1 protein-coding gene is annotated in these 2,344 nt (G+C 34.0%); it reads right to left on the reverse strand.

The features are described from left to right. Positions 1–345: 345 nt before the first annotated feature. The gene (locus Wcon_RS09990; protein ID WP_114517964.1) at positions 346–2,064 is read right to left on the reverse strand and encodes a recombinase family protein; all 1,719 of its coding nucleotides are present in this window, start codon (positions 2,062–2,064) and stop codon (positions 346–348) included. Positions 2,065–2,344 lie beyond the last annotated feature (280 nt).

Below are 2,344 nucleotides of genomic sequence, written 5' to 3' on the forward strand. Positions count from 1 at the left end.
TCTAAGAGGAGAAACAGAGTTCTTCCCTCCTCCACCTAATGCTTAAGCTTAAAACATTAGATGCTTTTTACAAGATACAAGGAGGGGAAAAAAGGATTAGTCTCTAGGCAGTGTAGACATTCAAGATAATAGAATTATAATAGTACTTTTGCGAAAAGTAAAAGATGCTATATGAGTGTGCCAAGAAAAGCGTTTAGAAGACAGTTGGTCAACCTAGGCAAAGTCTAGCCAGCAGCCTAGAACAGACCATTATGCTGCGTAAGGTAACGAGCGTAGTAAAGCTAATGGAATGGACAATGCAGGGTACAACGAAAGTGAAGGTATTGAGTTCCGAAATCTTCAATATCATAGAGGTCGACATTTTTCATATGATGGAAGACAGCATGAAGGGTAACGATAAGGCAAGTTATGACTACTACGACAATGTTGTAAATTTTGACCTTTTTCATTGTTATGTTCTGTAGAATGAGATATATCTTTTACTCGAAACACTATATTTACTTCTTCAATATCAACTTCAATTCGCTTAACTAATATTCTGATAACATTACGTTTAGTTAGCCAATCTAAATCATCAAGCTTTGATTTAATATTGGAAAAAAACTCTTCTAAATTGGTTACAACGAGAGTTAATTCTTGTTGTAGATTTTTTCGATTGAATATTTTTTTCTTTTCCTCTTCAACTATTTTTAAGCTCTGTTTTGCTGCTTTAATTCGTGGTTCAAATTCTTCTTTGCTAATATACCCTTGAGTATAGCTATCAATAAGTCTTGAAATGCCTTGTTTCAGCTTATCATCTTGTTTTTTAAGTGAATCAGTTATTTGATCACATGGTGATTTTTGAAGTTCTGAAAGCCTACGCTGATATTCCTTTAAAATTCTGTTTGGATTTTTTAATAGGCTTTTAACTTCTTCCCACACAGCTGTCTCTAATGTAGAAGCACGAATTGTTTTACTATTACAAATCTTATTACCAGCAAAACGGTAAGCATCTGCGCCAATACAACGATAACATTTTTTTTGAGACTTGCCATATCTTTTAGCATAATAAGAATACTGGCAACGCTTGCATACCAATAAGCCTTGCAATAGATTAGTTGTTCCTATTTGTCTTGCTCTTTGCCTTTTTGCGTTCTCAGCTAATTGCTTTTGAACTATATCAAACAAATCTTCATCAACTATTTTAGGTACTGGAATGTAAATCCAATGTTCCCTTTCAACACGATAGGTAGAACTATTCTTTTTAGGTTGTTCACAGGAATGTTTGTATGGTCTTATTTGCGGCAGCTTTGCACCTACCTTTGTTTTACCAAAAGCTGCTTGTCCTTTATAGACAGGATTTTTTAGTGTACCACAAAGCGTGCCTTTATTCCAGCATTTTCCCTTCGCTGACATGATAGACATGGTATTTAGCTGGCGACATACTTCTCCAGCACTCATTCTTTCTCTGCCTATCCAAGAAAATAGCTTACGAACCACTTCCGCTTCTTCTTCATGAACTTCAAACCGAGCTTGCCCTCCTTCCATCTGTTTATTTATATAACGGTAGCCGTAAGGAGCTCTACACATTACATTTACACTACCTTTTTTAGCTGCATAAATTTTTCCTCGACGACATCTTTCAGTAATCTTTGTGTGTTCATATTCTGCTATCATACCTTGCATTTGTAACAATAAATGAGCTTCTGGACTATCATTAATCTGATTATTTAAAAAAATTACTTCTACTTTTGCTTTCTGTAATTCTTCAAGTAAAACCATCTGATATGCATATTTACGCGATAAACGATCAGGAGAATGAATATAGATTATGTCAATTTTACCTTCTGCTACTTTATTACGTAATTTTTCTAAGGCAGGACGAACTAAATTAGATCCACTATAGCCATTATCAACGAATTTATGTTCATCTAGCAATTCATGCCCATCTGCTTTAATTTTATTTTCTAAAGCTGAAAGTTGACTTGCAATCGTATTCTCTTGTACTTGTTTTTCTGAAGAAACTCTTGCATATAAGCTTACTGTTAACATTTGATCCTCCTTGAAGTTCTTTTTTATTTGCATTTACTGAATACTTTAGCACTGGCATTAATTTTGTGTAGGCGTCTAATAAATATACCTCTGCCAACCTATCAGGTTCATAACTAACTCGTATGGCAAATCTTTCTTTACTGTTCATAACATTCCATTTAAATAATATGCTCATTATTAATCCACTACATTAAAGCTGATAATTAGTTCGTCATTAGCGTCATAAATAAATGGAGCTCTTACTTTTGGACATAAAAGTTTTCTGGAAATACTTTTTTCAAGTTTTAAATTGTTGGCAACATTGTCGTAGGTG

This window comes from Wolbachia endosymbiont of Cylisticus convexus (genome assembly GCF_003344345.1).

Coding starts and splice junctions, on each gene's coding strand:
- Wcon_RS09990 (WP_114517964.1), bottom strand. CDS start 2,064: ATGCAAATAAAAAAGAACTTCAAGGAGGATCAAATGTTAACAGTAAGC.